The sequence below is a fragment of the Bradyrhizobium sp. 956_D2_N1_4 genome (genome assembly GCF_052076025.1).
Classification (GTDB): domain Bacteria; phylum Pseudomonadota; class Alphaproteobacteria; order Rhizobiales; family Xanthobacteraceae; genus Bradyrhizobium; species Bradyrhizobium barranii.
In genome coordinates, this window is sequence record NZ_CP197237.1 from 41307 (window position 1) to 66328 (window position 25022).

The 25022-nt window shown below is 65.8% G+C and carries 23 protein-coding genes; 9 read left to right on the top strand and 14 right to left on the bottom strand.

What is annotated here, in order from left to right:
- Positions 1–50 precede the first annotated feature (50 nt).
- A complete protein-coding gene (locus AB7535_RS00180) occupies positions 51–698 on the top strand; it encodes a glutathione S-transferase family protein (RefSeq protein WP_085399818.1) in 648 nt (215 codons plus the stop codon).
- Between the two features lie 11 nt (positions 699–709).
- Here the strand turns inward: AB7535_RS00180 and AB7535_RS00185 are convergent, their stop codons facing one another.
- The 6 genes from AB7535_RS00185 to AB7535_RS00210 all read right to left on the bottom strand — a co-directional run bounded on the left by AB7535_RS00185 (position 710) and on the right by AB7535_RS00210 (position 6059).
- Positions 710–877, bottom strand: a complete 168-nt coding sequence (locus tag AB7535_RS00185; RefSeq protein ID WP_014492272.1) for a hypothetical protein — start codon at positions 875–877, stop codon at positions 710–712.
- An 80-nt stretch (positions 878–957) separates the two neighbouring features.
- Complete coding sequence (locus AB7535_RS00190) at positions 958–2508, bottom strand: hypothetical protein (RefSeq protein ID WP_135215200.1); 1551 nt, start codon at positions 2506–2508, stop codon at positions 958–960.
- A 93-nt stretch (positions 2509–2601) separates the two neighbouring features.
- A complete protein-coding gene (locus AB7535_RS00195) occupies positions 2602–3561 on the bottom strand; it encodes a hypothetical protein (protein WP_085399816.1) in 960 nt (319 codons plus the stop codon).
- Between the two features lie 351 nt (positions 3562–3912).
- Positions 3913–4410 (bottom strand): TPM domain-containing protein, encoded by a 498-nt coding sequence (locus AB7535_RS00200; protein WP_085399814.1) that lies wholly within the window; start codon positions 4408–4410, stop codon positions 3913–3915.
- Between the two features lie 5 nt (positions 4411–4415).
- Positions 4416–5312, bottom strand: coding sequence for a TPM domain-containing protein (locus AB7535_RS00205; protein ID WP_085399813.1), 897 nt, complete (start codon positions 5310–5312; stop codon positions 4416–4418).
- Positions 5313–5450: 138 nt separating this feature from the next.
- On the bottom strand, positions 5451–6059 hold the full coding sequence (locus AB7535_RS00210) for a LemA family protein (RefSeq protein ID WP_063985447.1): 609 nt from the start codon (positions 6057–6059) through the stop codon (positions 5451–5453).
- 171 nt (positions 6060–6230) lie between these two features.
- On the opposite strand from AB7535_RS00210, the gene AB7535_RS00215 reads away from it, so the two are divergent.
- From AB7535_RS00215 to AB7535_RS00225, 3 genes are read left to right on the top strand one after another with little or no spacing between them, the layout of a single operon-like run.
- Positions 6231–7085, top strand: coding sequence for an enoyl-CoA hydratase (locus AB7535_RS00215; protein WP_085399812.1), 855 nt, complete (start codon positions 6231–6233; stop codon positions 7083–7085).
- A 4-nt stretch (positions 7086–7089) separates the two neighbouring features.
- The gene (locus tag AB7535_RS00220) at positions 7090–8229 is read left to right on the top strand and encodes an acyl-CoA dehydrogenase family protein (protein WP_085399811.1); all 1140 of its coding nucleotides are present in this window, start codon (positions 7090–7092) and stop codon (positions 8227–8229) included.
- 15 nt (positions 8230–8244) lie between these two features.
- On the top strand, positions 8245–9441 hold the full coding sequence (locus AB7535_RS00225) for an acyl-CoA dehydrogenase family protein (RefSeq protein WP_085399810.1): 1197 nt from the start codon (positions 8245–8247) through the stop codon (positions 9439–9441).
- Positions 9442–9679: 238 nt separating this feature from the next.
- Here AB7535_RS00225 and AB7535_RS00230 read toward each other — a convergent pair whose 3' ends face one another.
- From AB7535_RS00230 to AB7535_RS00240, 3 genes are all read right to left on the bottom strand, one after another.
- The gene (locus tag AB7535_RS00230) at positions 9680–12004 is read right to left on the bottom strand and encodes a xanthine dehydrogenase family protein molybdopterin-binding subunit (protein WP_085399809.1); all 2325 of its coding nucleotides are present in this window, start codon (positions 12002–12004) and stop codon (positions 9680–9682) included.
- A gap of 187 nt (positions 12005–12191) precedes the next feature.
- Positions 12192–13067, bottom strand: a complete 876-nt coding sequence (locus AB7535_RS00235) for a dihydrodipicolinate synthase family protein (protein ID WP_085399808.1) — start codon at positions 13065–13067, stop codon at positions 12192–12194.
- Between the two features lie 64 nt (positions 13068–13131).
- A complete protein-coding gene (locus AB7535_RS00240; protein ID WP_085399807.1) occupies positions 13132–14097 on the bottom strand; it encodes a VOC family protein in 966 nt (321 codons plus the stop codon).
- Between the two features lie 200 nt (positions 14098–14297).
- Between AB7535_RS00240 and AB7535_RS00245 the strand changes: the two genes are divergently transcribed.
- Both AB7535_RS00245 and AB7535_RS00250 read left to right on the top strand, forming a co-directional pair.
- The gene (locus AB7535_RS00245; protein WP_354080841.1) at positions 14298–15164 is read left to right on the top strand and encodes a S1C family serine protease; all 867 of its coding nucleotides are present in this window, start codon (positions 14298–14300) and stop codon (positions 15162–15164) included.
- A complete protein-coding gene (locus tag AB7535_RS00250) occupies positions 15161–15532 on the top strand; it encodes a response regulator transcription factor (protein ID WP_028151530.1) in 372 nt (123 codons plus the stop codon). The genes AB7535_RS00245 and AB7535_RS00250 overlap by 4 nt, the downstream gene beginning before the upstream one ends.
- A gap of 12 nt (positions 15533–15544) precedes the next feature.
- Here the strand turns inward: AB7535_RS00250 and AB7535_RS00255 are convergent, their stop codons facing one another.
- The 4 genes from AB7535_RS00255 to AB7535_RS00270 form a co-directional block, all read right to left on the bottom strand.
- Positions 15545–16621, bottom strand: a complete 1077-nt coding sequence (locus AB7535_RS00255) for a sensor histidine kinase (protein ID WP_085399805.1) — start codon at positions 16619–16621, stop codon at positions 15545–15547.
- Positions 16608–17300, bottom strand: coding sequence for a response regulator transcription factor (locus AB7535_RS00260; protein WP_063985457.1), 693 nt, complete (start codon positions 17298–17300; stop codon positions 16608–16610). The genes AB7535_RS00255 and AB7535_RS00260 overlap by 14 nt, the downstream gene beginning before the upstream one ends.
- Positions 17301–17400: 100 nt before the next feature.
- Positions 17401–17958, bottom strand: a complete 558-nt coding sequence (locus AB7535_RS00265; protein ID WP_085399804.1) for a hypothetical protein — start codon at positions 17956–17958, stop codon at positions 17401–17403.
- 340 nt (positions 17959–18298) lie between these two features.
- The gene (locus AB7535_RS00270; protein WP_354114251.1) at positions 18299–20635 is read right to left on the bottom strand and encodes a Tex family protein; all 2337 of its coding nucleotides are present in this window, start codon (positions 20633–20635) and stop codon (positions 18299–18301) included.
- Between the two features lie 248 nt (positions 20636–20883).
- Between AB7535_RS00270 and AB7535_RS00275 the strand changes: the two genes are divergently transcribed.
- Together AB7535_RS00275 and AB7535_RS00280 are read left to right on the top strand one after the other, a co-directional pair.
- Complete coding sequence (locus AB7535_RS00275) at positions 20884–22014, top strand: ring-opening amidohydrolase (protein ID WP_085399802.1); 1131 nt, start codon at positions 20884–20886, stop codon at positions 22012–22014.
- A gap of 112 nt (positions 22015–22126) precedes the next feature.
- Positions 22127–23596 carry an amidase gene (locus AB7535_RS00280; protein ID WP_167768098.1) on the top strand — a complete coding sequence of 490 codons (1470 nt, stop codon included), beginning with the start codon at positions 22127–22129 and terminating at the stop codon, positions 23594–23596.
- Between the two features lie 38 nt (positions 23597–23634).
- Here the strand turns inward: AB7535_RS00280 and AB7535_RS00285 are convergent, their stop codons facing one another.
- Positions 23635–23952: a hypothetical protein gene (locus AB7535_RS00285; protein WP_028151536.1), complete on the bottom strand. Its 318-nt coding sequence runs from the start codon at positions 23950–23952 to the stop codon at positions 23635–23637.
- 160 nt (positions 23953–24112) lie between these two features.
- Between AB7535_RS00285 and AB7535_RS00290 the strand changes: the two genes are divergently transcribed.
- A complete protein-coding gene (locus tag AB7535_RS00290) occupies positions 24113–25021 on the top strand; it encodes a PaaI family thioesterase (protein ID WP_135215195.1) in 909 nt (302 codons plus the stop codon).
- The last annotated feature ends 1 nt before the right edge of the window (position 25022 follow it).

Consider the following 25022-nt stretch of genomic DNA (forward strand, 5'->3'; position numbering starts at 1 on the left):
GGACGATCTCGCTATAAACTCACGACAACATCGCGTCTCGTGAGGCCCTCATGCCCAAATATCGCCTGCACTACTTCCCGGAGTCCGGCAACAGCTACAAGCTGGCGCTGATGCTGACGCTTTGCGGCGAGAGGTTCGAGCCGGTGTGGACCGATTTCGGTGGTGGCGTCACGCGCACGGCGGAATGGCGCAAGGCCGTGAACGCGATGGGCGAGATTCCCGTGCTCGAGGTCGACGGCGTGAAGATGACACAGACCGCGCCCTTGCTGCTGAAGCTTGCCGGGCAGTACGGCCGTTTCGGTGCCGAGACCGAGGACGAGAAGTTCGAGCTGCTGCGCTGGCTGTTCTGGGACAACCACAAGCTCACCGGCTACATGGCGACCTATCGCTTCATGCGGGCGTTCACTGAGAAAAACGATCCGCAGGTGCTGAAGCATTTTCGCCGGCGGCTCGAGGACTTCCTCGGCATTCTCGACGGACATCTCCAGCACAATGCCTTTGCGATCGGGGCGAGGCCGACGGTCGCCGATATCTCGATGATGGCCTACCTGCACTATCCGAGCGACGAGCACGGTTTTGATTTCGCGGCGAGCCATCCTGCCGTCCACGCCTGGCTCGGCCGCATGGCCACCCTGCCCGGCTGGAAGCCGGCCTATGAACTCTTGCCCGGCAAGCGGATGACGAATTACGCGAAGTGAGGGCGCTGGCACTAACCCCGCAGTGCCAGCCAGCCCAGCGTGAACAGAATCCCGCCGACGATGACGACCACCGCGACCGCCCAGGTGCTGACGCGGATGCTGCCGGTGACCTGCTTGGCTTCCTCATTGCGCGCGATCTCGCGATTGCGCTCCTTGTCGGCGTCGCTGGTCTCAGTCATGGGTCATCCAAACCGGTTGCTGGTTTTATCTGGCGCGTGACCTTTTCGAAAAACCGCTACACACTTTTTCGGATCACGCGCTAACGCGTCTTGATGAAGCACATGCCGATGCGGCTCGATGCCGCGGCAGCCTGACAGGTGAGACCTTTAGCACAGCTCCATGACGTAAAACTCTTATCCGGCGTTCCCGATCCCGCATTTTGCAGGGCACAATGGGCACCCCAACCATCCTGATATTCGGTGCCGGCCAGCTCGCCGCTGCCGCGGGTCTGCGGCCGGCTGGCAAATCCGCGTGAGAAATCAGGGCGTTTTCCCGCGGCGAATGCGGTCAGGATGTCGCGGCGGCGAACCTGGTCGCCGAAGAAATGCGGCGAGGCCGGCACGATGGTGGAGTTCGACGGTTTGTCCGCCAGCCAATCGACGCCCGGAAAATGGAAGCCGCCGATGCCGCGGGTCTGGTGGCAGCCGGCGCAGGTGACGTCGTTGAGGCGGCGCTGGAAGCCCGCGACCGAGCGGATGTTCTGCATGTCGATGCCACGCGCCGCCGCCTGCTTCAGCGCGCCGACCACGTCGTTGTCGGTGAAGACCGGCTCGCCCTTGTTGCTGTCCCTGTCCTCCCCTTGCACCATGCCGAACTCCGGCTGCAACGGCGAAGCGTCAAGGCCCGCCGGCGTCGGCACCACCGCGGCCTTGGCCAGGAATGTCTCGGGGATCAGCACTGTGCCGCGATCGAACTCGCGGAGATTTTCCGGCGCGAGCAGCCAGGCTTTGAAATCACGTCGAAGATCGTTGTCGGCGAGGATGCGGTCGCGGTCGATCTGGTTCTCCAGCGTCGATTCCTCGAACGTCTTCGTCGCGGGGTTATATTTGAACACCTTGAGCAGATAGTCGGAACGGAAATCGTGCAATGCCGATTTCGGCGCGATCGAGATCTGGATATTGGTCTCGATGCGATCGAGCATGGCGTCGGAAGGAGAGATGCCGCCGCCGATCAGCCCCTGCCAGTCGCCATTGTCGAGCCAGCGCCGCGCGACCTCGGCACAGGTAACAGGCTTTCCGTTCGCATCGGTCTGGCGCGCATCGCGTGCCTTCATCACCAGATTGAACGTCATCGGCAGGCGCGTCGCGGTCTTGCCACCTTCCGGCTTACTCTCGAAACGCACCAGCCGATAAATCAGCCTGATCTCGCCGCACGCCTCCTCCGAGACATAGGCGCGGTCCATGCGATTGACGATGCCCGCCAGCACGAAGCGGGTGTCGCGGGATTTGAGATTGGCCCGATCGAACAGCTGCACGTCAAAGCCTTCGCCGACGCCGATGGTTTCGGTCGGGTACGCCGCCTTCTGCCGGATGATGTAGTGGTCGAACTCCGCGTCGATCGCGGGTGGAATTCCCTTGAGCTGCGACAGCGACGAGAACAGCAAATCGGTCGTCAGCGGAACGTTTGCGTTCCGCTCCGGCCATAGCAGGCGCAAGATCGTAAGCGAATCGTTCTGGTCGAGCTTGCGGAGCAGATCGGGATCGATGATCGCCGTGCCGCGCGTCAACGGCGCGTTCTCCGCTGCGAAAAGCGAAACAGTTCCGCCAAGCAAGACGGCGGCAGCAAAGAGAATTCGCAACGCGCGGCTCATGCCTTCAGTAACACCGCGTAAGCCGGCCTATTCAAGTCAAAAGGCGCCTCACATGGTGGTGAAGCGCCTCTTTGAAGAGCGGATATCGAACGCTCAGCGTGCGACGATCAGGCCCTTGCTGGTGACGACGACCCAGCGGCCGTCCTGACGGCGGATCGCATCGACGCGGCCAATTCCGGGGATCGGGTCACCGGCATAGACCTCGTAGAGGCCTCCGCGGCCCTCGATCAGTGCGCCGCCATTGGCGACGTCGCGCAGCACCCAGCCGTCGATCGTCGGCAACCGGCCGACCTCGGTCTTGGGCGCGGCTGGGGCCGGAACCGGTGCGGCGGCGGCGGTCGCAACCTGGGTCGGCGCGATCGAGCCGGTGGTCTCCTTCGCGGCGGCTGCCGCGGCCTGCGCGGGGGCCGCGGGCGGCGTGGCGCGGAGCTTGTCGACGGTCTCGGACAGCTTTGCGATTTTGGCCATCGGCTCGGCCTGGGCCTTCTCGAGCTTGTCGAGGCGGTCATTGGCGCGATTGAACTGGCTGAGGCCAGTCTTGGAGGTGTGCTCGACATTCGCCTTCAGTGCGACGACATCGGCATCGATCCTGGCAACCGAGGATTCCAGCGCGCTGGTGTCGGCGACCTGCGCCGGCGCGGGGGCCGGGGCTGCGAAATGCATCATGCCGGCGGTCGCGAGCGCGCCGCTGATGGCGCCGACGCTGGCCGCAATCGCCACCACCGCGGCCATCGCCGACAGGCGGCGCTTGTCGCCGGTCTCGCGCGACTCGTCCGCCTTCACATGCGGGGCAAACTCCTCGCGCTCCCACGAGCGCTCCGACGGTGCCATGACGATGAGCTTGCCGGGCTTCGGCTCCGGCTTGGTCTCGAACTTCGGCACTTCGATCCGGGGCGGCTCGACCTTCGGGGCCTCTGCCTTGACTGGATCGGGCTTGGGCGGCGACTCATGGTCGGGGGCGATCGAGGGGGCCTCGATGCCGGCAGCCTCGACGGCCTGCGGCGCGGTCGAAGCTTCCACGACGCTCGTATCCTGGGCAGCCTGCTCAGCCATTGGTTCGCTCACAGTTCGAATACTCCACTCTGGATTGACCTTTTGGTAACTTTCATTGCTTGCGAAATCCTTACTTCGGGACCCGCTTACCGAAATTTTAGGAAGTCATCCGGGGCCGAATTGGGCCGGGAACGTGGAACCGGTGTGGCGGGCGTGAAACAAATTGTAAGCGGGGGAAGATGAACGGCCGCGGAATGGCTGCCTCCACACCGTCATTGCGAGCGCAGCGAAGCAATCCAGAATCTTTCCAAGGCCGCAGTCTGGATTGCTTCGTCGCAAGAGCTCCTCGCAATGACGGAGTGGGCGGCGCCCACTCCGTTCACGTCACCGCTCCGCCCACATCACTATCCGTCACATCACCACCGGCGCATCCGGCAGCTCGTTCGCATGCGGGCCTTGCGGTGGGAAATGTCGCGCCAGCTCGCGCGACACCGCAGCGATGCCGCCGATCACACCGCGCTCGAACTGGCCGGAGGCGAACTCGGCCTCCATCGCGCGGCAGATGCTCTCCCAGCCCTCGTCACCGACCTTCGCGTGAATACCGCGGTCGGCCACGATCTCGACGTCGCGATCGGCGAGCAGGAGATAGATCAGGACGCCGTTGTTGTGCGCGGTGTCCCAGATACGCAGATGCGAAAACACGTCGAGCGCGCGCTCGCGGGCCGGCTGGTTGCGGATCAGCGGTCGCCCGTCGAGCGCGCCTTCGACGACGAAGCGGACCTGGCCGGAATGCGTGCTCTCACCCTGCTTGATCGCCTGCTCGATGCGGGCGAGCACCTTTGGCGGAAAGATTTGCTTCGCCCGCCAATGATGCTGCACGAGATGTCTGGCAATGCGCTTGATGCCCATGACCGCTACCAGCTCCCCGAGGCGCCGCCGCCGCCAAAACTGCCACCGCCGCCGCTGAAACCGCCGCTGTCGCTGGACGACGAGCCGCTGCTCCAGCCACCTCCCGAGGAGCCGCTCGACCACGAGCCGCCGCGCGACGATCTCGTGGCTGGCGCCATCGCCGCAAACAGATCGGCGATGAAGCCGATGACGAAGCCCAGCGCTCCGAGCGCGAGCGCGATTGCGAAGGATCCGAGAATGAGCCAGGTCAGCGCCGCGATGATGCCGCCGGTCGCCAATGAGCCAAGCAGCCGGCCCAGCATGGCCCGGAAGAAGCCGCCAACCCCGATCGAGGCGAACAGCGTCACGATGAACAGCGGCGCAATATCGTCCAGATTGCCGAAATTCACAGTCGGCGAAGGCACCGGCAGCGGCTCGCCGTCGATCACGCGGATCATGCGATCGACGCCATCAGTAATGCCGCCGGCGAAATCGCCCGTCCTGAATTTCGGCGTGATGATCTCGTCGATGATCCGCCGCGAGGTGACGTCGGTGAGCGCGCCCTCGAGACCGTAGCCGACCTCGATGCGCAAGTGCCGGTCGTTCTTGGCGACGATGAGGATCGCGCCGTCGTCCACCTTCTTGCGGCCGACCTTCCAGGCGTCGGCGACGCGGATCGAGAACTGCTCGATCGTCTCCGGCTGGGTCGTCGGCACGATCAGGACGGCGATTTGGCTGCCCTTGCGCGTCTCGAAATCACGCAGCTTTTGCGACAACGCGGCGATGTCGCCGCTCGACAGCGTGCCGGTCTGATCGACCACGCGACCGGTGAGTTGCGGGATGGCGACGTCGGCAAGGGCGGGGAAATTGAATGCGAGGAGGAGTACGAATACGGCTATCGCTTGCCACAACCTCGCTGTCATCGCCCGGCTTGACCGGGCGATCCAGTATTCCAGAGACGCCAGAGGACTACGGAGGAGCCGCGGCGTACTGGATTCCCCGCCTTCGCGGGGAATGACGGCGGTGGGTGGGGCTGGGCGCATTCGCAAAACGGCGCGCAGCTACTTCGACGGCGCAGGCGCCGGATTGAAATCGACCTTCGGCGCGGTCGAGATCTCCTTTTCGTTCTCGACCGCGAAATTCGGCTTCTCCTTGTAGCCGAACATCATTGCGGTGAGGTTGCTCGGGAAGGAGCGAATGGTGACGTTATAGTCCTGCACCGCCTTGATGTAGCGGTTGCGCGCGACCGTGATGCGGTTCTCGGTGCCTTCGAGCTGCGACATCAAATCCTTGAACAGCGCATCGGACTTGAGCTGCGGATAGTTCTCGGTGACGACCAAGAGACGTGACAGCGCGCTGGAGAGCTCGCCCTGGGCGGCCTGGAACTTCTGGAAGGCGGCGGGGTCGTTCAGCACCTCAGGCGTCGCCTGGATGCTGCCGACCTTGGCGCGCGCATTAGTGACGCCGAGCAGCACGTCCTTCTCCTGCTGCGCAAAGCCCTTTACCGAGTTGACGAGATTGGGCACGAGATCGGCGCGGCGCTGATACTGGTTCACGACCTCGGACCAGTTGCCCTTGATCTGCTCGTCCTCGCTCTGGATCGCGTTGTAGCCGCAATTGGTCAGGCTCAGCGAGGCCAGAGCCGCCAGCACGGTCAGGATCTTGCGCATCAAATTCCTCCCGGTGAAATCTGGCGTAAACTATCAGATTGAACGCGCGCGGTGCCAGACATCTTGTGCCGGCGGCGCGAAAAGCAACCGCCTGACGCAAGCCCCTTGCCTATCCCTGGCCGACATAGTCAACTTGAGCAAAACAAGAACGGAAACGCCAAGGGGAACGCGATGAGCTCGTTCGAGACCATCCTCGTGGAGAGGCCCGAGCCGGCGATTGCCCGGATCGTGATGAACCGGCCCGAGGCGCGCAACGCGCAGAACCTGCAGATGACCTACGACCTCAACGCCGCCTTCGACGAGGCGGTGCAGGACGACGCGCTCAAGGTCATCATCCTCGCCGGCAACGGGCCGCATTTCTCATCGGGCCACGATCTGCGCCCCGGCGGCAAGAACGCCGCAGGCGTCGATTTTCCGCCGATCGGAAATTGGGGTGGCTTTGCGGAGGCGAACGCGCATGGCCGCTTCGCGCGCGAGCAGGAAATATATCTCCAGATCACGCGGCGCTGGCGCAACCTGGCCAAGCCGACCATTGCCGAGGTGCACGGCAAGTGCATCGCCGGCGGGTTGATGCTGGCCTGGGCCTGCGACCTCATCGTCGCCAGCGACGATGCTCAGTTCTGCGATCCCGTGGTGACCATGGGCGTCTGCGGGGTCGAATGGTTCGTGCATCCCTGGGAGCTCGGCCCGCGCAAGGCCAAGGAATTCCTGTTCACCGCCGACGCATGGAGTGCGCAGGAGGCGCATCAGCTCGGCATGGTCAACCGGGTCGTGCCGCGCGCGGAGCTTTCAGCGTCGGTGCTGGAGCTGGCGCGCCGGATCGCCTCAAAGCCGTCCTTCGCGCTGAAGCTGACCAAGGAAGCCGTGAATCGCTCGGTCGATGTGATGGGCCAGCCCGCCGCGATCGACCAGGCCTTTGCGCTGCATCAGCTCTGTCACGCCCATAACCTTCAGCAGTTCGGCATGGTGGTCGATCCATCAGGACTGCATCCCTCCGTGCGCAAGCCGCCGGCGGCCGCGGAGTAACGACATGGACCTCAACCTGAGTGACGAGCAACGGCTGCTGCGCGAAAGCGCGGAGCGCTTCGTGGCCGAGAGCTACGATGCCGATCACCGCCGCAAGATGGCGAACGACCCGCTCGGCTTCAGCCCAGCGGTCTGGAAGCAGTTCGCCGAGCTTGGCTGGCTGGCGCTGCCGATTCCCGAAGAGTTTGAGGGGCTCGGCGGCGGCGCGGTCGAGATCGGCATTCTGATGGAAGCCTTTGGTCGCGGGCTGGTGTCGGAGCCGTATGTTGCAACGGTGGTGCTTGGAGCCTCGCTGATCGACAAATGCGGCAGCACCGCGCAGAAGCAGGCGCGGCTGCCGAAGGTCGCGGACGGATCACTGAAACTCGCCTTCGCCCATTCCGAGCGCGCGGCGCGGTTCGATCTCGCAATAGTCGCGACCGTCGCCCACAAGACGGCGCAAGGCTGGCGCGTTGCCGGCAGCAAGATCGCGGTGCTCGACGGCCTCGCCGCCGACGAGATCATCGTCTCCGCGCATATCCACGATCACAAGGGACCTTCGGGACGGATCGGCCTGTTCCTGGTGCCGGCGAAGACGCCCAGCGTCGTCATCACCGACTATGAACGTCTCGGCGGCGGACGGGCCTGCAATATCGAGCTGTCCGGCGTCGAGCTGCCGGAGGATGCCCTGCTCGGCGACGGACACGACGCCCTGCCCGCGATCGAATGGGCCGTTGACCGCGCCATGGCTGCGCTCGGTGCCGAAGCCGTCGGCATCATGCAGACGCTGCTCGACACAACGCTGGAATACACCAAGATCAGAAAGCAGTTCGGCCGGCCGCTCTCCGCCAACCAGGTGATCCGCCACCGCCTCGCCGACATGGCGATGCAGGTCGATGAGGCGCGCTCGATGGCGCTGCGCGCCGCGTTGAAGGTCGATAGCTCGCCGGTCGAGCGCGCCCGCGCTGCCTCCGGTGCGAAAGCGAAGATCGGCAAATGCGCGCGCTTCGTCGGCGAGCAGTCGATCCAGCTTCATGGCGGCATGGGCGTCACCGAGGAGCTCGAGGTCGGCGCCTATTTCAAGCGGCTGGTCGCCTTCGACACGCTGTTCGGCGGCAGCGCGCACCATTACAGCCGCCACGCCCAGCTCGGCCGCACGGCCTGACACAAGGAGCGCATCATGGACCTCTCGTTCAACACCGAGGAGCGCGCCTTCCAGGACGAGGTGCGCGGCTTCATTGCAAAAAACCTCACCGAAGAGATGAAGCGCGCAACCGCGCTGACGCCGTCGGTGTTCTCCGACCCTGATATCGGCATGGCGTGGCAGCGCGCGCTGCACCGGCAGGGCTGGGGCGCACCGGGCTGGCCGGTCGAATATGGCGGTCCGGACTGGACGCCGGCGCAGCGTTGGATTTTCGAGACTGAATCCGCACGCGCCGGCGTGCCCAATGTCAACGTGATGGGCGTGAAGATGGTCGGGCCCGTCATCATCGGCTTCGGCTCGCCCGAGCAGAAGAATTTTTATTTGCCACGCATCCTCTCCGGCGAAGACTATTGGTGCCAGGGCTATTCCGAGCCGGGCTCCGGCTCCGATCTCTCGTCGCTGAAGACGCGCGCGGTCCGCGACGGCGACGACTACATCATCAACGGCACAAAAATCTGGACCACGCACGCCCACCACGCCAACCGCATGTTCGCGCTGGTGCGCACCAGCGACGGACCGCGGCAGCAAGACGGCATCAGCTTCATCCTGATCGACATGACAACGCCGGGCATCACCACGCGCCCCATCCTCACCATCGGCGGCGACCACGAGGTCAACCAGGTGTTCTTTGACGATGTGCGCGTGCCCGTGGCCAACCGCGTCGGCGACGAAGGCAAAGGCTGGACCTACGGCAAATATCTGCTCGAGTTCGAGCGCGGCTCCGGCATCGCCTCGGCAAAATTGCGCGAGGGTCTGAAGGCGATCGCGGAGCTGGCCGAGTCGGACCTGACGGGTCGCGCGATCGACAGCCCGGATATCGCGACGCGCATCTCGGAGGTCGAAATCGATATCGACGCGCTGGAGATGACCGAGCTGCGCGTGCTCTCCGCACTTCAGACCGGGCAAAATCCCGGCGCGGTGTCGTCGATCCTGAAGCTGCGCAACAGCGAGATCAGGCAGGCCGTGACGCGGCTGGGGGTCGACGTGATCGGTCACGACGCGCTCGCGGTCGAGCCGATGCGCCCGCTCTACAAGCTCAACCATGCGCCGGCGACGCCTGAGGAGATGCTGACGGTGGTCCCGGAATATCTCAACGGCCGCGCCTACACGATCTTCGGCGGCACCTCGGAGATCCAGCGCGACATCATTGCGAAGATGATGCTGGGGATTTAAGGGCGTGGGGATTTAGCCAGAGCTGGCGGGGCATTCTCCGCTGTCGTCCCGGACAAGCGCAGCGAAGCGAAGCGCAGATCCGGGACCCATAACCACAGGGTGAGGTTATGGCGCGAGCTGGTCACCACGAGTCTTCGCCAAACCACTTCCTGTGGTTATGGGTCCCGGGTTCGCGCGTTGCGCGCCCCGGGACGACAGCTGGGTGTATGGCGACAGCCGGCGTAACAACGCGCCCCGCTTAACCCGCCACCTTCGCGTCCTTGATCGCCTTCCAGATCTTCTGGGGCGTCAGGGGCGTGTTCAGCTGGGTGATGCCGAGCTCGGCGAGCGCGTCCATCACGCCGTTGGTGACGCAGGGCGGGCCGCCGATGGCGCCGGATTCGCCGCAGCCCTTGGCGCCGAGCGGATTGGTCCGGCAGGGCGCGGAGTCGTCGAGCGTGACCTCGATCGGCGGAACGTCGTCAGCACGGGGGATGCAATAGTCCTGGTAGCTCGCGGTGAGGAGCTGGCCGTCCTCATCGTAGGACACGCCCTCGTACAGCGCTTGTCCAATGCCCTGCGCGACGCCGCCATGGATCTGGCCGGTGACCAGCATCGGGTTCACGGCAACGCCGACGTCGTCGACGGTGGTGTAGCGCACGACCTTGGACACGCCGGTCTCCGGATCGATCTCGACCTCGCAGATATGCGTGCCGTTCGGCCAGCTCGGGCCATCGACCTCTCCTTCGGAATCGACGCTGAGCTTGGCGCCGCCCTCCTTCTCGGCGAGATCGAACAGGCTGATGCGGCGGTCGGTGCCGACCACGGTGAGCATGCCGCCCTGATATTCGATGTCCTCGACCGAGGTCTCCAGCACGTTGGCCGCCTTCTCACGCGCCTTCTGAATCAGGTCGTTGGAGGAAACTGCCACGGCCGTGCCGCCGACGAACAGCGAGCGCGAGCCGACGCTGCCGAAGCCCATCGCAAGATCCGTGTCGCCCTGGACGACGTCGATCTTGTCCATGGCAATGCCGAGCGTGTCGGAGATCATCTGGGTGTACGTGGTCTGCAGCCCCTGCCCCATCGCCATGGTGCCGGAATGCAGCACGACGCGGCCCTGCGAGGTCGCGTGCAGGCTGACCTTCTCGGTATGCGCGCGGCCGCCGGTCCATTCGATGTAGGAGGTGAGCCCGCGGCCGTAGAGCAGGCCCTTCTTCTTCGCCGCCTTCTTGCGCGCGGCAAAGCCGTCCCAATCGGCCAACTTCACGGCGCGATCGAGCAGGTGGGCGAAGGCGCCGGAATCGTAAACCTGACCCGCGGCGTTGGTGTAGGGCAGCTGCGCCGGCTTGATGTAGTTCGCTTTCCGGATCGCACGCGGATCCATGCCGATTTTTCGCGCGGCGGCGTCGAACAGGCGCTCGACGATGAACACCGCTTCGGGCCGGCCCGCGCCGCGATAGGCGCCGACCGGCGCGGTGTGAGTCATCACCGACTGCACCTCGAAATGCACCAGCGGCAGATCGTAGACGCCGGTCTGCACGAACGGCCCGAGCACCAGCGGGATGATGTTCGCCGCACCCGACGAGTACGCGCCGGTGCAGCCGATCGACTTGACGCGATAGGCCAGCACCTTGCCCTTCTCGTCGAGCGCGAAGGATGCCGTCGAGGTGAGATCGCGGCCATGGGTACCGCCGACGAATTCGTCGGTGCGGTCGCCGCGCCAGCGGATCTTCCGGTTCAGCTTGGTCGCGGCATAGGCGACGATGCCGTCTTCCGGATAGAGGTTGGTCTTCTGACCAAAGCCGCCGCCGATGTCGCCGACCAGCACGCGGACGCTGTCCTTGGGTCGCTTGAGCACGGCTTCCGCCAGCACGTCGCGGGTCGAGGCCGGCGTCTGCGACTGCACATGCAGGAGGAGGCGGCCGGTCTTCTTGTCGATCTCGGCAATGGTCGAGCGCGGCTCCATCGCGGAGGGCACCAGACGCTGGCTGACGATGTCGAGCTCGACCGTATGCGCGGCCTTGGCGAATGCCTCGTCCGCCTTGGCGGCATCGCCATAGCTCATCGCACCGACGATGTTGTCGGGCGCCTCGGGCCACACCACGGGCGCGCCGGGCTTGACCGCTTCGACCGGATCGACCACCGCGGGCTGCACGTCGTATTCGATCACGATCGCTTCGGCCGCGCTCTGCGCCTCGGCACGCGAGGCGGCCACCACTGCGGCCACGGCTTCGCCGGCATAGCGGACGATCTCATGGGCGAGCAGGCGGCGCGGCGGCACCGTCATCGGCTTGCCGTCGGGGCGCTTGAAGATGCTCAGGGTCGGAATGGTGCCGATATCGTCCTTGACGAGATCAGCGCCGGTGTAGACCGCGGTGACGCCCGGCATCGATGCCGCGGCGCTGGTGTCGATCGCGACGATCTTCGCGTGCGCATGCGGCGAGCGCAGCACATGCAACCACAGCGCGCCCTCCTCCGGCTTGTCGTCGATGAACTGACCCTTCCCGGTGAGCAGCCGCTGGTCTTCCAAACGCTTGACGGGCTGGCCCGCTCCGAAACGCAAATTGCCGGGAAGAATGTTCATTCCGTGGGGTCCTCAGGGTCTTTTCGAAACTGCGGGCCGCCTTTTAGCGGATCGATCGGAGGCATACCAGCCGCGGTTTTGGGCGGTGAACCCACAGATTCGTCATGCCCGGGCTTGTCCCGGGCATCCACGTTCTATGTGCCACAGGGCAAGACGTGGATGGCCGGGACAAGCCCGGCCATGACGGCTAATCAAGCTCCCTCAACGCCGCCTCCACCACCTTGCGGGCGTCGGCCGACAGCGCGGCCTGCGGCGGGACGGGATCGCCGACGTCGTAGCCCTGAACCGCCAGCCCCGCCTTGATGCAGGCGGCGAGGTTGAAGCGGGCGAAAGCCTCGTTGATCCGCCACAGTCTGCGCTGGAGCGCCATGGCCTCGTCCCAGCGGCCGGCCTTGCAGAGGTCGTAGAGTGCGACGCTCTGGCGCGGGATGATGCAGGCAGGTCCCGCCATCCAGCCGAGCCCGCCGATCAGCATCACCGCCGCCGGGATGTGGGCGGAGGCCGAGAACACGCGCAAGGCATAGCCGCAGCGGTTCATGATCGAGAGCAGCCGGCCGGTATTGGTCGAGGCGTCCTTGATGTAGCCGATGCGCGGATGTTCAGCGAGGCGCGCGATGATGTCGAGCGTGAGATCGGAACGCTGGAATTGCGGATTGGTGTAGATGACGACCGGGATGTCCACGGCATCCGCGATGGCGCGGAAGTACGATTCGACCTGGGCATCGGCGAGCGGAAAGTACGCTTCCAGGATCGCCAGGATGCCGTTGGCACCACACTTCTGATACGCCCTCGCCTGCGCCACTGCATCCGCCGTCGAGGTGGATGCGACGCCGGCCACGACCGGCACGCGGCCCTTCGCGGCCTCGATGGTGGTCTGCACGATCGCGGTGCGTTGCGCGGCATTGAGATAGGCGAACTCGCCGGTCGAACCCAGCGGCGTCAGCCCGTGCACGCCTGCGCCGATCAAATCGTCGCAGAGCTTGCCGAGGACTTCGGTGCGCACCGTGCCATCGGCATCGACGGGCGAAATGAGGTAGGGAAAGACGCCGTGAAAATCAGGCATGTCAGGCTGAACCCCGGAAAATTGGCTAGCGCCTGACCGGTCATAGCAATGCCCGCGCTATCGATCAAACCCTGATCAGGCGCACCCGCGTGCCCCAGGGATCGACGGCCTCCAGACCATTGGCGAGCGCCGTGACATGCGCGCCGCCCTTGCGCAGGCGCTCCTCCTGCGCAGCGAGAATGTCCTGCTTCGCCATCACCAGCGAGAACCAGGCGAGCCCCGTGGTCTGATCGTCGCGTTGGCCGGCCCCCTGGCTCTGCCAGACGTTCATGCCGAGGTGATGGTGATAGCGGCCCGACGACAGGAACGCGGCGCCGCCACGGCGGCGGGTCGGATCGAGGCCGACCGTGCCGTGATAGAACCGTTCGGCCTCGGCGAGATCGCCGACACGCAGATGCATGTGGCCGACGCGCAGACCATCCGGCGCCTTGGCGTAGTCTGCCACGCGCGTGTTGGTCAGCGACAAGAGGTCAGGGATGTTGAGCTCGTCGCTCGCCATCTTCACGCTGCCCTCGCTCCACTGCCATTGCGAGGGATCGCGGTCGGCATAGACCTCGATGCCGTTGCCTTCGGGGTCGTCGAGATAGACGGATTCGCTGACGAGATGATCGGCGAAGCCCGACAGCGGCACGCGGTGCGAGGCGGCGTGCACCAGCCAGCGCGCGAGATCTTTTCGCGACGGCATCAGGAAGGCGGTGTGGTAGAGGCCCGCGGCGTTGCGCGGCTCGATCGCGGCCTCGGGACGGGCTTCCAGCACGAGCAGCGTGATACCGGCCGTGCCGAGCGTCGCGCCGGTCGCGGAGCGCTCCATCACGGTGAGCCCGATCACGTCGCGATAGTAGTCCGCGACCTTGTCGAGGTTCTTGACCCGGAGCGTCACCATGCCCACCCGCATCGGCGTGCGGCTGGCATAGGTCGGACCGCCGCCTTGCGGCAGGCCCTCGGCCCGAGCGGCGGCGGCCGCCGCCATCGCGAGCGAGGTCGCACCGGCGAGTTGAAGCAGGGTACGGCGGGTGAGGTCGACGGTCATCGGTCGGGGCTCGCTGGAAACGCTTAGGGACGTGCGGTGCAATTTCTGGATTGCTACACGTTCCCGTGAAGGCCTCCCAATCACATGTTCGTCGGCCGTAGTCCTGCGGAAGCCGGTCCGCCCCATCTGTCCTGGCCACCCGGCCAGTTTCGCTATCGCCCGCGACATCCCAGATTGAGGACAATTTACAGGAGCCTTCCATGACCGACCCCACTCCTCTGTCGTCCCTTTCGTCCGCGCTCGCGGATGTCGTGACGCGCACCGCGCCATCCGTCGTCGCCGTGCATTCGCATCGCTCCCGCGCCACCGGCTTCGTCTGGAAACCCGGCTTGATCGTCACCGCCGACGAAGCGCTGGCCGACGAGGGCGATATCCAGATCAGCCTCCCCGACGGCAGCACCGCGGCCGCCACAATCGTCGGCCGCGACCATACGACCGACATCGCGCTGTTGCGCACCGATGCCAGTCTTGCGCCGGTCAAGCTGGCCGCGACCGTTCCGCCCCTCGGCACGCTGTCGGTCGTCGTCGCCACCGATCGCGATGCGCCGAGCGCGGCGCTCGGCATGGTATCACTGTCCGGCAAGAGCTGGCGCTCCTTGCGCGGCGGCGACATCGATGCGCGGATCGAGCTCGACGTACGCCTGCGCTTCGCGCAACAAGGCGGGCTCGCGCTCGATGCATCAGGCGACGCCTTCGGCATGGCCGTGCTCGGGCCGCGGCGGGTCCTGGTGATCCCGACGGCGACAATCGAGCGGGTCGCGGCACAGCTCGAGGCGCGCGGCCGCATCGCCCGCGGATATCTCGGCCTCGGGCTCCAGCCGGTGCGGCTCGACGATGGCATCGGCGCGATGGTGATGAATGTCGACAAGGCCGGCCCTTCGGCTGCGGCCGGCATCCGCCAGGGCGACGTCATCGTGGCGGTTAACGACCAGAAGCTCTCCGGCGTGCGTGCGCTGTCGCGGACGCTGGGACCTGCGAGCGTCGGCACGGTCGTCGATGTCGCGGTGCGCCGCGGCGGCGAGCCAGTCAGCTTCAAGGTCACGATCGGCGAGAGGCCCGAGGCGTGAGCGAGGACAACGCGCCCGAGATCGTGCTCGCCCTGGAGATCGACGATCCCGCCCTCGCCGATCGCCTGGCGGTCTTGCTCGGCAACATCGCCGGGCTTCGGCTCGCCGCGCCCGGCGAGGCCGCCACGGCGACGGTCATGGCGCGCGATCCGCGCAGCATGCCGGAAGACATCGCGCTGACGCAGCGCGAGCTCGATGTCCTGGCGCTGATGGCGGAAGGCGCGTCCAACAAGCTGATCGCGCGCCAGCTCGGCATCTCCGTGCACACGGTCAAATTCCACGTCGGTTCGCTGCTCGACAAGCTGGATGCCACCGGCCGCACCGACGCGGTCGCGCATGCGGCACGCCGCGGCGTGATCGAGCTATGACGCCGTCAGCTCCTATCGCGCTGATGTCGCCGGGAAGCTGAGCCGGACCGTGAGGCCCGGCGCATTGTCGTGCAGTGCAATCTCGGCGCCATGGAGACCGGCAACGGCCGCGACCAGGCTCAAGCCCAGACCGTTGCCCGGCGTGTAACGGCTCTGTTCGAGCCGGTAGAAGCGCTTGAACACGTGATCGCGCTCTCCGGTGGGAATGCCCGGGCCATCGTCGGCGATCGCGATCACCGCCCCGCCACCGGCGCTGCGACAGGTCACGGTGACCTGCCCGCCCGCGCGGCCGTGCTTTATCGCGTTGTCGACCAGATTGGCGATGGCGTCGAACAGCAGGTCGCGGTCCCCCGTAATCGCCACCTGGCGGTCGCCGTCAAGGCTGAGGCGGGTCGCCACCTGCTCGGCCGCGGCGTCATAGAGTTCGACGACCTCGCCGGCGATTTCAGCGAGGTCGAGCGCACGAAACGCACTCCGGCGGGCGCGGGTCTCGATCTCCGAGATCCGCGTGATGGAAGCGAACATGCCGAGCACCGAATCGAGATCGGCGATGGTGTCGCCGATCAGCACCGCATCGGCCTCACCATTGCGCGGGGTGTGATAGGCCTTTTCCAGCCGGCCGCGCATGCGCGTCAGCGGCGTGCGCAGATCGTGGGCGACGTTGTCGCTGACCTGCTTGACCTCACCCATCAGCGTCTCGATGCGGTCGAGCATCTGGTTGAGGTTTTCGGCGACGCGGTCCCACTCGTCGTGACTGCCGCGCAAGGGAATGCGCCGGTCGAGCCCCGACAGCATGATGGCGCGGCTGGTCGCATTGATCTCCTCGATCCGTCCGACCGTGCGCCGCGTCACCAGCACGGCCGCGACCCCGGCCAGCACGGCCAGCAGCACGGCGACGGCGACCATCGCGAGCTCGATCATCGCGGTGAAGCCGCTGTGATCGCCGGCGTCGCCGACCCGGCCCTGCACATAGGCGATCGTGCCGAAATAGACATAGGCCATGATCGCCGCGACGATCAGGCCGAACGCCGCGATCGCGATCAGTGCCAGACGGAAGGTGGAGGAGCGGAGCGTCTTAGCCAGGAGCACGGATGCAATATCCGATGCCGCGGATCGTATGGATCAGCGGATAGGCCTGGGCATCGTCGACCTTGCGGCGGACCCGCCCGACATAGACGTCGATGATGTTGGTGGAGGGATCGAAATGCAGATCCCAGACATGCTGGAGCAGCATCGCCCGGGAGACGACGCGGCCTTCGTTGCGGACGAGATATTCGAGCAGCTGAAACTCGCGCGGCAGCAGCGGAATTTTCCGGCCGCGCCGGCTGGCGTTGCGCGCGATCAGGTCGATGGCGAGATCGCCGACCCGCAGGATGGTTTCCTTGGCGACGGTCTCGCTGCGGCGGCCGAGCGCCTCGAGGCGCGCCAGCAGCTCGACGAAGGAGAACGGCTTGACGAGATAGTCATCGCCCCCGGCGCGCAAACCGCGCACGCGGTCGTCAACCTCGCCGAGCGCGGAGATGATCAGGAAGGGTGCGGCGATGCCGTCGTCGCGCAACTGGCGCATCACGGCGATGCCGTCGATGTCGGGCAGCATGCGGTCGATGGTGATCACGGCATAGTCGCGGGCGACGCCGTGGCTCAGGGCTTCACGACCCGTCGCGGCAAGATCGACGTCGTAGCCCGAGGTGGTGAGTTCCTCGACGAGCTGGCCTGCGGTTTCCGGATCGTCCTCGACGACCAGAATGCGGCGGTGACCTCCGGTCATGCAAAACTCCGCGCGACGATCGCCACCAGACTATCCCGTTCCGGGGCTGAGCGGAACCGCCCGGTGGCGATCGCGACAATGGTGCGGTACCGCGATGCGACTACCAATAGTCTCCGCACACATTGACCCATTGCCATCCATAGGGCGTCAAGCTCCTGCGCCAGCAACCATCGTCGTAATAGTTGGCATAGTTGGCATAGAAGAACGGCGCGCCGACGAAAGCGAACCGGTTGAAGCGGTGACGGTGGAAGAAGGCATGGCGGCCAATGAACGGCCTGCCGTGCCAGCCCGGGCCAGCAAACCGCGGGCCGAAAGCGGCGCGGGTCGCTAATGGTGCACCGGCAAAGCGCGGCCCGATGGCGGCGCGGGCAGCCATTGGCGAGCCGACGAAGCGGGCTCCACCGAAGCCCGGGCCGCCAGCAAAGCGCGCGCCACCCATGCCGCCGAAACCACCCGCGCGCATGCCGCCGAAGCCACCCGCATGCATTCCGCCGCCACCGAAATGCCCGCCACCGCCAAAGCCGCCATGGCCGCCACCGCCGAAGCCGCCACCGCCATGGCCTCCGCCACCGCCGCCACGGGCAAGCGCAGGTGAAGCGAGCGCCATCATTGCGGCGAGCGTCACCGCAGTGACGCCTTTGAGAAGCCTGTTGTCCATCGAAGCATCCTCCGTGCTGCGCGGCGATCTTTCTGCCGCGCGAGGAGGATCAGATGAGAGGAAGGGACAGGCACCTTCAACTTACAAACGCGCCAGATTCTGACGCAGGTGTTAGGGACGAACGCTCTTTCGCTCCCTCACCCCGTTCTGACGGGGAGAGGGTGGGGTGAGAGGCTGCGTCCCGCCAAGGTGATCTAAAAAGTGATCGCAACGCTTGTCCCGTGCACCGTCAAGTTACGAGCCGGAGGGGCCTTTGATCCGGTCAGCCGCATGCCTTGCCTCACCTGGATCGCTAGCGCGATCCGACCTCTCCCCGCAAGAGCGGGGAGAGGTTAAAGTATCACGCCCGCTTGCCGCCGTTCCTCTCGGCCGCCCGGCGCATGGCCTCCGCGAGGGCGCCGCCGCCGGAGGATTCCTGGTTGCGCGGGGCCGACGACGTCATGCGCGCGGGGTTTCGCGACCTGTTGTCCCGCTGCATGCCGGGCGCGTCCTTCTTGGCGCCGACCTCGTCGTCGAGGCGCAATGTCAGCGAGATGCGCTTGCGGGCGACTTCGAAGTCCAGCACCTTCACCTTGACGATGTCTCCGGGCTTCACCACCTCGCGCGGATCCTTGATGTAGTTCCTGGACATCGCCGAGATGTGAACCAGGCCGTCCTGGTGCACGCCGATATCGACGAAGGCGCCGAAGGCGGCAACGTTGGTCACGGTCCCCTCGAGGATCATGCCCTTCTGGAGATGCTTGATCTCCTCGACACCCTCCTTGAACACCGCGGCCTTGAACGCCGGACGCGGATCGCGGCCGGGCTTCTCGAGCTCGCGCAGGATGTCGGTGACGGTCGGCAGACCAAAGGTCTCGTCGACGAAATCTTTCGGCTTCAGCGTACGCACGATCTCGCTGCTGCCGATCAGCGCCTTGATGTCACTCTTGGTGGCGCTGAGAATCCGGCGCACCACGGGATAGGCTTCCGGATGCACGCCGGACGCATCGAGCGGGTCCTCGCCGCCGAGGATGCGCAGGAAGCCGGCGCATTGCTCGAACGCCTTCGGGCCGAGCCGCGGCACGTCCTTCAGCGCCTTGCGCGACTTGAACGGGCCGTTGGCGTCGCGGTGGGCCACGATGCTCGAGGCCAGGCCGGAGCCGACACCCGACACGCGGGCCAGAAGTGGCGCCGAGGCGGTGTTGACGTCGACGCCGACCGCGTTCACGCAGTCCTCGACCACGGCATCGAGCGACTTGGCGAGCTTGGCCTGGCCGAGGTCGTGCTGGTACTGGCCGACGCCGATCGCCTTGGGCTCGATCTTGACGAGCTCGGCGAGCGGGTCCTGGAGACGGCGGGCGATCGAGACTGCGCCTCGCAGGGTGACGTCGAGACCCGGCAACTCCTCCGAGGCGAAGGCCGAGGCCGAATAGACCGACGCGCCGGCTTCCGACACCACGATCTTGGTCATCTTCAGCTCGGCCAGGCCCTTGACGAGATCGCCTGCGAGCTTGTCGGTTTCGCGCGAGGCGGTGCCGTTGCCGATCGCGATCAGCTCGACACGATGCTTCAGCGCAAGCTTGCCGAGGATCGCAAGCGCCTCGTTCCACTGCCGCTGCGGCTCGTGCGGATAGATCACGGCAGTATCGACCACCTTGCCGGTCGCGTCGGTGACGGCGACCTTGACGCCGGTGCGGTAGCCCGGATCGAGGCCCATGGTGACACGGGTGCCGGCGGGTGCCGCGAGCAGCAGGTCGCGCAAATTGGAAGCGAACACGCGCACGGCCTCGGTCTCGGCGGCATTCCACAGCCGCATGCGCAGGTCGATGTTGAGATGCACCTGGATCTTGGTGCGCCAGGCCCAGCGCACGGTGTCGATCAGCCAGCGGTCGCCGGCGCGCTTGAGGTCGGCGATGCCGAACCGCTTCATGATCTTCAATTCATAAGCGCTCGGCACGCCCGGCGGCGACGCTTCGGCTTCGGCCTGCATCTGAAGGTCGAGGATTTCCTCCTTCTCGCCGCGGAACATCGCGAGGATGCGGTGCGACGGGAGCTTCGTCAGCGGCTCGGAGAACTCGAAATAGTCGGCGAACTTTTCGCCCTCGGTCTTCTTGCCCTCGCGCACCTTGGAGGCCATGCGCGCGTTGGTCCACATCTCTTCGCGCAAAGCACCGATCAGGTCGGCGTCTTCGTCGAAGCGCTCGACCAGGATGGCGCGGGCGCCATCGAGCGCGGCAGCGGCATCGGCAACGCCCTTCTCGGCGTTGATGAAAGTTTCGGCCACGACCTTCGGATCGTTGCCCGGCTCTGCCATCAGCTGATTGGCCAGCGGCTCGAGACCGGCTTCCTTGGCGATCTCGGCCTTGGTGCGGCGCTTCGGCTTGAACGGCAGATAGATGTCTTCCAGGCGCGCCTTGCTGTCGGCGGCGAGAATGGAGGCTTCCAGCGCCGCATCGAGCTTGCCCTGCTCGCGGACCGATTCGAGGATGGCTTTGCGGCGGTCTTCGAGCTCGCGCAGATAGCCCAGGCGCTCCTCCAGGGTGCGCAATTGCGCGTCGTCGAGCGCACCGGTCGCTTCCTTGCGGTAGCGGGCGATGAAGGGAACCGTGGCGCCGCCGTCGAGCAACGTCACCGTCGCCTCGACCTGCTCCGCCCGTACCCCAAGCTCCTGCGCAATTTTCTGGTTGATATTTGCCACGCGAGAATCCCTCTATCCAAGCACGCGACGCGGGGGCGAACCACCGGCAGCGGGACGCCGCTTATGGACCAACCGAGGTTGATTCATCAAGGTGCGGCGCGCAACCGTCGACAGAGGATTTTTTTGTTGAACCGGATGCGATCTCGCCACATTCGTGGGTGCCTGCACCCCCGCTTGTGCCTTGACATGCGCCTCCGTTCCACGGCTGGTTCATCCGCCGGACCACCGAACTCCACACGAGGACTGCAATGCGGACAGCATCGGTCGGCGTCTTCAGGGTCGCCACCAAGGGCCCCGGCGACGTCTCCGGCCTCATGGCCATGATCGGCTCCGGCGCGATCGACCCGACAACGATTTTGGCCATCCTCGGCAAGACCGAAGGCAATGGCGGCGTCAACGATTTTACGCGGGAATATGCCGTTGCTGCGTTGTGCACCGCGCTGGCGCCAGAACTCGGCCTTTCGCCAGAGGCGGTCGAGCAGCGCATCGCCTTCGTGATATCGGGCGGCACCGAAGGCGTGCTCAGCCCGCATATCACGGTGTTCACGCGGCGCCAGGCTGAGCGCCCGGCAGGCATGTCCGGCAAGCGCTTGAGCATCGGCATGGCGCACACGCGGGACTTCCTCCCCGAAGAGATCGGCCGCTCCGCACAGATCATGGAAACGGCCAAGGCGGTGACTGCCGCGATGGCGGATGCCGGCATCACCGATCCCGCCGACGTCCATTTCGTGCAGATCAAATGCCCGCTGCTCACCAGCGACCGCGTCGAAACAGCAAACGCGCGCGGCAACAAGACGGCCACGACCAGCGCCTACAGCTCAATGGCCTATTCGCGCGGCGCCTCCGCGCTTGGGGTCGCGGTCGCGCTCGACGAGATCGCTTCCGATGTTGGCGACGACGACGTGCTGCGGCGCTACGATCTGTTCTCGTCGGTTGCGTCCACCTCGTCCGGGATCGAGCTGATGCACAACGTCATCATCGTGCTCGGCAACTCGGCGTCTTCAGCAGGCGAGTTCGAGATCGGCCACGCCGTGATGAACGATGCGATCGATGCCCCGGCGGTGGTGTCGGCGTTGAACAGCGTCGGGCTTGGTGTTGGCCTTGGTGTTGGGCTTGGCGTCGCGCCGCTAGCCACCGAGGGCCGCGAGCTCGTCAACATCTTCGCCAAGGCCGAGGCCTCGCCTGATGGCAGCGTGCGCGGCTTCCGCCACACCATGCTCGAAGATACCGACATCAGCTCGACGCGCCACGCCCGCGCGGCCGTCGGCGGCCTGATCGCCGGCCTCGCCGGCACCGGCGCGGTCTATGTCTCCGGTGGTGCCGAGCATCAGGGGCCGGCGGGCGGCGGCCCGGTTGCGGTGATCGCAAGGCTGTCTTAATGACGCGGCGACCTCTCCGCCCGGCGCAACCCTGCCCTTCGCGCCGGCTCAGTTGATTCACGCGGGCCCTTGCGAAAAAGGTGACGCCGCTACCCACGGGGATTTTGACTTCATGACTTTGCCGATGAGCTGGAACGAATGGGCGCAGCACGATGGCGTCGGACTGGCAGCGCGCGTCCGCAAGGGCGAGCTGACGGCGAAGGAACTGGCGCGCCAGGCCGCCGCGGGCGTGGCCAAGGTCAATCCGGCACTGTCGGGCGTGGTCGAGCTGTTCGAGGACGTGATCGCCGATCCGGCCAAGGACGGAGCCAATCTTGCCGGCCCGTTCGCCGGCCTGCCCTTCCTGATGAAGGACCTCGGACCGACCATGAAGGGCCGGCTGCAGGAGATGGGCTCGCTGCTGATGCGCGGCAATCGCGCCGCGGCCGATACGTTCCTCACCGGTAAATTCCGTCAGGCAGGCCTCAACCTGATCGGACGCACCACGACGCCGGAATTCGGCGTGTGCAGCTCGGCCGACAATCCCGCCGTCTACGTGACGCGCAATCCCTGGAATACCGACTACACCACCTGCGGCTCGTCCGCGGGCAGCGCGGCGATGGTCGCGGCCGGCGTCGTCCCGATCGCGCATGCGACCGACGGCGGCGGCTCGATCCGCATTCCCGCCGGCGTCAACGGCAATATCGGGCTGAAGGTGTCGCGCGGCGTGTTCTCGCTGGCCCCGCACATGTCCGACCTCACCGGTCTCGTCTCGATCCAGGGCTGCCAGTCGCGCTCGGTGCGCGACACCGCTGCCTTCGTCGATCACGCGCGCGGGCCTGCGCCCGGCGAGTTCATGCCGTTCTGGACCACGGCGCAGCCCTATTCCGAGATGATCAAGCGCGACCCGTCAAAGCTTCGCATCGCGCTGTCGCACACCTGGGGCGACTACACTGCGACGCCGGAGATCGCCGCCGAGCTGGAGAAAACCGGCCGCTTCCTTGAAGGCCTCGGCCATCACGTCGAATACGCGCTGCCCGAACTCGACTTCCGCGCCGCGTTCGCGGCGCAGACCACCTGCTACATCAGCAATTTTGCCGTGGTGATCTCCAACATGCTCGCCGCACGCGGGATGGAAAAGCCACCGGAAGATCTGATCGAGCCCATGAACATCAGGATCTGGGAAGCCGGTCGGCACACGAGCTTCGCCGAGCGGGCGAAGATGCAAGGCGTGTTCAACACCACGTCACGCGGCTTCGGCGCGTTCTTCGAGCAGTGGGACGTGATCCTGACGCCGATCACCGCGTTGCCGACGCCGAAGGTCGGCACCAGGGAATATCTCACCATCTCCGAAAATCCTGACGTCCTCGACTGGTTCGGCAATCTCTGGCGCTTCTTCGCCTTCACGCCGCTCGCCAATCTCTGCGGCATGCCGGCGATCTCGATGCCGATGGCAGAGCAAGACCACGGCCTGCCGCTCGGCATCCAGGCCATCGCCAAGCAGGCCAATGACGGCCTGCTCCTGCAGCTCGCCGCCCAGATCGAGCGCGCGCTCGACGGCAAGTGGAACGGCGGCAAGAAGCCGAAGGTGCATGTGGGCTGAGAGATTGCGATCGCATTCAAAAGCGATCGCCCGCGATCTCAATTCTTCACCGTCGGGATCACCTCCGCCGGCTGCTGCTGACCCTGCCTGTACATCGCCAGCGCCTTGTCGAGGGCCTCGCGCAGCGCCAGCGCTGCGGCCACGCTGCAACGCAAGTGCGCGGTCTGGACCACGTCGACCCTGACGGCGGCACCGACCGGCATCAGCAGGTTCGCGGCGAGCTCGATCTGGATCGCGCCGTTGTGGTGTCCGAAGCAGGATGCGCCGTCGAAATAGATGATCGGTGCCCGTTCCGAGCTGGAGCTCGAAATGGTCACGGGCCCCTGATTGGTGGCGGGTGTTTCGGGGTCGGCCATGGGCACTCCTTAGGGCTAGTCGACGGACGAAGCGCCCACCATCGTTGCTTCGGCACACCATGTCGAGGCCAAACCGGCCCAGGCAGACCAGCCTGCGAACCTGCCTGATGAGCCCCTTTCGGGGTTTTGCGCGGCGCCCGACCTGGTCTAGAACGTCGTCATGTCCACTTCACCCACCACGCTGCCGTTCGAGGATCTCGCCGAGGCGATCAAGGGCCGCCGCTCCGACTACGGCCATATCAGCGGGCTCCAGCTCGACCGCTTCGCCCCCGCCGAGGCCTGGTCCAGCCTGCCCTATCGTCCGGTCTTCGTCGGCGACACCGAGACCGGCGTGCTGCATGGCGGCGTCGTCACCGCGATGCTGGACGAGAGCTGCGGCATGGCGGTGCAACTTGCGCTCGACGGCACGCGCGCGATCGCAACCCTGGATCTGCGCATCGATTATCAGAAGCCGGCGACACCGGGCCTCGACATCAAGGCGCATTCGGTCTGCTACCGCACCACGCGCTCGATCGCCTTCGTGCGCTCCACCGCCTATCAGGACTCCGAGGACGATCCGGTTGCAACCGCGACCGCCTGCTTCATGATCGGCGCCAATCGCACCAACATGCTCGCGGACCGCAGGATGGACTCGCGCAGCATCCCGACGCTGGAGGCGCCCGACGATCCGGACGGCCCGTTCGCCAACAGCCCGTTCGCGCGCTGCCTCGGCATTCGCGTCAATAACGACGGCACGCTGACGATGCCGTTCTCGCCGCAGATCATCGGCAATCCGATCCTGCCCGCGATCCATGGCGGCATGACCGGTGCTTTCCTCGAGACCTCCGCGATCCTCGGCGTGAGGCGCGAGCTCGGCATCGCCGCGCTGCCCAAGCCGATCGGACTCACCGTCAACTATCTGCGTTCCGGACGCGCCCTCGATACCGTCGCCAATGTCTCGATCGTGAAACAGGGCCGGCGTATCGTCGCCTTCGAGGCGCGGGCCTGGCAGGACGATGCGAACAAGCCGATCGCCACCGCTTTCGGCCATTTCATGCTGCGGCCAACGCCCGGAAGTGACGAGGAATAGG

What these genes read in the sequence shown, in the direction of transcription:
- AB7535_RS00180 (WP_085399818.1), top strand. Translation starts at nt 51, where the DNA reads ATGCCCAAATATCGCCTGCACTACTTCCCGGAGTCCGGCAACAGCTAC.
- AB7535_RS00185 (WP_014492272.1), bottom strand. Translation starts at nt 877, where the DNA reads ATGACTGAGACCAGCGACGCCGACAAGGAGCGCAATCGCGAGATCGCG.
- AB7535_RS00190 (WP_135215200.1), bottom strand. Translation starts at nt 2,508, where the DNA reads ATGAGCCGCGCGTTGCGAATTCTCTTTGCTGCCGCCGTCTTGCTTGGC.
- AB7535_RS00195 (WP_085399816.1), bottom strand. Translation starts at nt 3,561, where the DNA reads ATGGCTGAGCAGGCTGCCCAGGATACGAGCGTCGTGGAAGCTTCGACC.
- AB7535_RS00200 (WP_085399814.1), bottom strand. Translation starts at nt 4,410, where the DNA reads ATGGGCATCAAGCGCATTGCCAGACATCTCGTGCAGCATCATTGGCGG.
- AB7535_RS00205 (WP_085399813.1), bottom strand. Translation starts at nt 5,312, where the DNA reads ATGACAGCGAGGTTGTGGCAAGCGATAGCCGTATTCGTACTCCTCCTC.
- AB7535_RS00210 (WP_063985447.1), bottom strand. Translation starts at nt 6,059, where the DNA reads ATGCGCAAGATCCTGACCGTGCTGGCGGCTCTGGCCTCGCTGAGCCTG.
- AB7535_RS00215 (WP_085399812.1), top strand. Translation starts at nt 6,231, where the DNA reads ATGAGCTCGTTCGAGACCATCCTCGTGGAGAGGCCCGAGCCGGCGATT.
- AB7535_RS00220 (WP_085399811.1), top strand. Translation starts at nt 7,090, where the DNA reads ATGGACCTCAACCTGAGTGACGAGCAACGGCTGCTGCGCGAAAGCGCG.
- AB7535_RS00225 (WP_085399810.1), top strand. Translation starts at nt 8,245, where the DNA reads ATGGACCTCTCGTTCAACACCGAGGAGCGCGCCTTCCAGGACGAGGTG.
- AB7535_RS00230 (WP_085399809.1), bottom strand. Translation starts at nt 12,004, where the DNA reads ATGAACATTCTTCCCGGCAATTTGCGTTTCGGAGCGGGCCAGCCCGTC.
- AB7535_RS00235 (WP_085399808.1), bottom strand. Translation starts at nt 13,067, where the DNA reads ATGCCTGATTTTCACGGCGTCTTTCCCTACCTCATTTCGCCCGTCGAT.
- AB7535_RS00240 (WP_085399807.1), bottom strand. Translation starts at nt 14,097, where the DNA reads ATGACCGTCGACCTCACCCGCCGTACCCTGCTTCAACTCGCCGGTGCG.
- AB7535_RS00245 (WP_354080841.1), top strand. Translation starts at nt 14,298, where the DNA reads ATGACCGACCCCACTCCTCTGTCGTCCCTTTCGTCCGCGCTCGCGGAT.
- AB7535_RS00260 (WP_063985457.1), bottom strand. Translation starts at nt 17,300, where the DNA reads ATGACCGGAGGTCACCGCCGCATTCTGGTCGTCGAGGACGATCCGGAA.
- AB7535_RS00265 (WP_085399804.1), bottom strand. Translation starts at nt 17,958, where the DNA reads ATGGACAACAGGCTTCTCAAAGGCGTCACTGCGGTGACGCTCGCCGCA.
- AB7535_RS00275 (WP_085399802.1), top strand. Translation starts at nt 20,884, where the DNA reads ATGCGGACAGCATCGGTCGGCGTCTTCAGGGTCGCCACCAAGGGCCCC.
- AB7535_RS00280 (WP_167768098.1), top strand. Translation starts at nt 22,127, where the DNA reads ATGACTTTGCCGATGAGCTGGAACGAATGGGCGCAGCACGATGGCGTC.
- AB7535_RS00285 (WP_028151536.1), bottom strand. Translation starts at nt 23,952, where the DNA reads ATGGCCGACCCCGAAACACCCGCCACCAATCAGGGGCCCGTGACCATT.
- AB7535_RS00290 (WP_135215195.1), top strand. Translation starts at nt 24,113, where the DNA reads ATGTCCACTTCACCCACCACGCTGCCGTTCGAGGATCTCGCCGAGGCG.